This window comes from Paramesorhizobium leguminum (assembly GCF_003217235.1).
Taxonomy (GTDB): domain Bacteria; phylum Pseudomonadota; class Alphaproteobacteria; order Rhizobiales; family Rhizobiaceae; genus Paramesorhizobium; species Paramesorhizobium leguminum.
The window spans coordinates 1-3,968 of sequence record NZ_QJTF01000051.1; the positions used below are offsets into that span (position 1 = coordinate 1).

The 3,968-nt window shown below is 60.2% G+C and carries 6 protein-coding genes; 3 read left to right on the forward strand and 3 right to left on the reverse strand.

The window, feature by feature from the left end; genetic code table 11:
• The first annotated feature begins 212 nt into the window (after positions 1 to 212).
• Positions 213 to 395, forward strand: a complete 183-nt coding sequence (locus C7477_RS18490) for a hypothetical protein (protein WP_110754804.1) — start codon at positions 213 to 215, stop codon at positions 393 to 395.
• Positions 396 to 477: 82 nt separating this feature from the next.
• Here C7477_RS18490 and C7477_RS18495 read toward each other — a convergent pair whose 3' ends face one another.
• On the reverse strand, positions 478 to 918 hold the full coding sequence (locus tag C7477_RS18495; RefSeq protein ID WP_110754805.1) for a hypothetical protein: 441 nt from the start codon (positions 916 to 918) through the stop codon (positions 478 to 480).
• Positions 919 to 1,121: 203 nt separating this feature from the next.
• Positions 1,122 to 1,463 (reverse strand): hypothetical protein, encoded by a 342-nt coding sequence (locus tag C7477_RS19325; protein WP_245411901.1) that lies wholly within the window; start codon positions 1,461 to 1,463, stop codon positions 1,122 to 1,124.
• Between the two features lie 94 nt (positions 1,464 to 1,557).
• On the opposite strand from C7477_RS19325, the gene C7477_RS19330 reads away from it, so the two are divergent.
• Positions 1,558 to 2,730, forward strand: a complete 1,173-nt coding sequence (locus C7477_RS19330) for a hypothetical protein (RefSeq protein ID WP_245411902.1) — start codon at positions 1,558 to 1,560, stop codon at positions 2,728 to 2,730.
• Here the strand turns inward: C7477_RS19330 and C7477_RS18505 are convergent.
• Positions 2,651 to 2,971 carry a MobC family plasmid mobilization relaxosome protein gene (locus C7477_RS18505; protein WP_110754807.1) on the reverse strand — a complete coding sequence of 107 codons (321 nt, stop codon included), beginning with the start codon at positions 2,969 to 2,971 and terminating at the stop codon, positions 2,651 to 2,653. The two genes, C7477_RS19330 and C7477_RS18505, sit on opposite strands and share 80 nt — an antisense overlap.
• A gap of 511 nt (positions 2,972 to 3,482) precedes the next feature.
• On the opposite strand from C7477_RS18505, the gene C7477_RS18510 reads away from it, so the two are divergent.
• Positions 3,483 to 3,938 carry a helix-turn-helix domain-containing protein gene (locus tag C7477_RS18510; protein WP_245411903.1) on the forward strand — a complete coding sequence of 152 codons (456 nt, stop codon included), beginning with the start codon at positions 3,483 to 3,485 and terminating at the stop codon, positions 3,936 to 3,938.
• Positions 3,939 to 3,968 lie beyond the last annotated feature (30 nt).

Genomic DNA, 3,968 nt, shown 5'->3' on the forward strand with positions numbered 1-3,968 from the left:
CTCCCTCACAAGCATTTCTCGACGGCTTCGAGCCTGAATTGCCTGCCGCTGGACAGGAGGATTAGTGATCCGCCTGCCCCCGGCCCTACGGCCCAATTTGGAAAGAGCGGGCCGGGGGCAGGCTAACCGCCGGCGCAGGTGTCGCCGGCGTATTTGACACTTAGGGCTGTCCCATGCTGTTTTGTGCAACCACAATGACCATGCGGGGAAAAATGACTGTCGAAGATGAAATGCCTTTCGAAGATGAAATGGCAGAAAGCGGGATCGATGGGCAGTCGGTCGAGGACGGGAGACAATTGCTCCGTGCGTTTATCCAGGTGCAAGACGCGGCCAAGCGGCAAGAGGTGATCGCGCTGGTGAAATCGCTTGTCGCAGCAGAACCGGAACGGGAATGATCGATTTCATTTACGGCCTAACGTCCGCCGTGTCCGTTGCGCTATTCGTCCTCACCGTCGCCGTCTGGATCGTCGCGCCGTCCTATGCTGAACGCGCCAACAGCCGGGAAAGGACGCCACGAGGTTGACGAGCTGGTGCAGCAAGCGCCAGCCGCTGCGCCTGTTCGTGCCATCGGTCGCGCTCGGCTTTAAGATCGGCCTCCCGCTCCTTCATCAACGCGGCCGTCATGGCGGCCGCCGTTTCCGCAGCCTCTGCGCGGCGGCGTTCGGCCTGCACCAGTTCTTTCAGCCCCGCGACTTCCGCTTCCAGTTTGGCAAGCTGGGCATGGACAGGATTGCCGGGACGATCCCCGTGACTGTCCCCCTCCCCTTCCAAGACCTCAACCGGGACATGGATGCGAACCGTCCCATCGTTTCCAGTGACCCTATGCCACCGCCTCCGTTGGGCGGTCTTTCGTGCAGATTCAGGCTTGATCCCAAGCCGGTCGGCGATTTCGCGATAGGTGAGCGCTAGGGTTTGCATCGGGCCATGTCTCCGGGACAGTCACGGGGATAGTCCCTCGGATGATACCGGGACCGCGTTAAGGAGATATTCACCACGGGCGCCGACGGCTAGCCTGCCCCCGGCCCGCTCTTTCCAAATTGGGCCGTAGGGCCGGGGGCAGGCGGATCACAAGGAGAAGCCGCGCCCATGGTCGCGATGATGACCCCGCTCCTGCTGGCGGACTATTTCGCGAGCTTCTTCAGCGCCTCGGTCAATGACCGTGTGCCGGTCTCGTAGCCGCTCAACCGCTTCTCGGATTCCGTCAAGTGCGTGGCCCAATTTTGTAAGAGCGCCGTGAGCTTCTTCCATGCCTCTGTGTGCTGTTTTTCGATATTGCTCATCCGCTCGCTCAGACTGTCCTGCACGCGCTCGATCTCGTCCAAGCGCCTCTCGATACCTCTCGTCGCGCTCGCGTCGTAGGTCTTCAAGGAATCTCGCAGCGCGGCGATTTCCTTGTTCGAGCCATCGACCAATGCGGAGACGGAGAGCATCAACTCGCGCTCTAACGGGGTGAGTTTGTCCATGGTCGGTTACTCCGTGGCTGGGATTTTCACGCATGGGGTTTCGTCGCACGTCCATCCCGTCTCTGCCCCTTTGGGCAGGACTAGAAACGTTCCTTTGTCGCTCGTCGTCACCTTGACGCCGCCAGTCTGGGCGCGGAGGCTCGAAAGGGCTTGGCGCTCGCCAATAATCGCTCTCCGCGTCTCGGCCAGGTCCTGGCGCATCCACCATGTCCCCACCAAGAGCAACGCCAAGGACGTCAGCACGATCACGATGCAGCCCGCTGCGGTCCAGAGCGGCCATCGCAGCATCACGCGCATGTTCTGCATCGTGGATAGGCTCTGCTCGTGGATAGCGTTCTTGATGGTGGCGAGTTCGTCCCTCGATGCGGCGAGAAAGCTCTGCGCGAGCTTCCTGTGCTCGCTCAAGGTCAATTCCTCGATCTGCTTCCGATCGGCCTCCAACTTCGCGCTCAACCGCTCGCTCAAGGTGCTGCTCGTGGGTCCACCCCTGCTCATAGATCGTTCCTTTCAGCCTGAATTTATCGCCGCTCTCCGGATCGAGCGCCGTCACGTAATCCTTGCCCTGCCGGTTGATCTGCAAGCCCGCGTCTTCAAGGCTGGCAATAAGGCTGGCGCGGTCATGGATGGCCCCGGCTTCGATTTGCGCCATGACATACCCGTGAATAGCCTCGCGGCTCTGAAGGCGCTCCACCGCCCTCTGTGGGCCTGCCTGAAGGTCACGGGCGCGTTCCGGGTCATCTGGCCGCGCCCAACCATTTTCAAAGTTCAGCGCGTCCCTGAGAGGATCGTAGAGTTTCTGCCAGCCGGGGGGAGCAATGTTCAGAGCCTTGCCGGTCGTAAGCTCCATGCGCGGCGTCACGAAATGCAGTTCCACCCGCCCGCCCGCCGTGTGCTGGTGACGAACCCAGAGGATATCATACTGATCGGCTTCCAGCCCTGCGAAGGCCGCTCGTTCGAACTCGTCCATCACCTGCTGTTGTTGCGCCTCGGTGGGCGCGTCCCCGAGGGCGAACGAGATTACCCCGGACGTGTAGCGCCATTTCCGGTCGATGCTGTCGATAAGTTCCTCGGTGCGCTGCGCGTCCCCGCGTACGACTTCCGGCGGCGCATGATCGCGGCCTTCCAGATCCGCGCGGGTCGCATACTCGACAGGGCCACGCCCGCTGCCTTGCCCGCGGGCGAAAAATTTAATCAGCATCCGGCACCTTCTCGATGCTGTGGCGCAAGGCGACAATCTCGCGCTCGATCTCGACGAGCCGGGCGATAACGGCCAACGCCTCCACGGCCCGCTTGTCGCGGTTCGCCCATCGCGCAAGTTGGTTGAGGTTGTTGCCGATCTGGGCGAGCTGGCGCACCAAGGCGGGGTCAACCTCAACCCGATTCCGCTTCATGGGGCGAGTGCCTTCCACGGCATGGCGCACCAGTGCAGACAAGCTCATGCCTGCCGTCTCAGCTTTTGTCTGCCACGCTGATCGTTCCTCTGCTGTCGTTCGTATCTTCAGCCACATTGCCGCTCTCTTGGTGGGGTTCGAAGGGGAGGCGAAGCATCCCCTCGCCAGCCTCGCAGTGGACCGCGCGAAGCGTGGCCACAAGAGTAGGCTGGCTTGCTCTAAAAAATCAAACCAAAAAAATGAAAAAGACTCTGATCTATAAGGGGGGCGAGCGAGCTACGGCGCTATTTGATTTGCGCGCCCGCTCGCCCCCCTTATAGATCATAAGAAGGCTCAAAAAAAAAGCGCAATAAAATCAATAACTTACGATGCACCTACCGGACACCAGAGTCCGGTGTATAGGACTCTGGTGTCCGGTTTGGACAGCTTCTAGAGGACACCCGTGTCCGGTGGAGAGGACTCTTATGTCCAGAAAATTGACAACAGAAACGAAATCCCTATAAATGTCACAAAATCGGAAATATTCGCCGGATTATTGACATTGCCAAAGACCTCTCCTCTCCCCGCAAAACGGCCTCGCGGTACTTGGATACAAACCGATAGGGAAGCCCATGAAGCATGGGCACTATTGGCGAAGAAGCCCGCCGCCAGCGCAGTGATGCACATCCTCTGTGCGCACCTCGGCGAACACAATGCGGTGGTGATCAGCCAAGAGACAATCGCCAAGCTCTGCCACCTGTCCACCCGATCCGTGAGACGAGCCATTACCGATTTGGAAGAAGGCAACTGGATCGAGGTCCGCCAGATCGGCGCGACCAGTCAGACCAACGCTTACGTGGTCAATGACCGTGTTGCATGGCAGGGTTCCCGCGACGGCCTACGCTATAGCTTGTTCAGCGCCGCCGTTGTTGTCTCCGAAACAGACCAGCCAGACCGAGACGAATTAGAGCATCAAAAACCATTGCGCCGCCTCCCCCGGATCGGAGAAGGGCAGCTTCCTGCAGGTGACGGCCTTCCGCCTCCCTCACAAGCATTTCTCGACGGCTTCGAGCCTGAATTGCCTGCCGCTGGACAGGAGGATTAGTGATCCGCCTGCCCCCGGCCCTACGGCCCA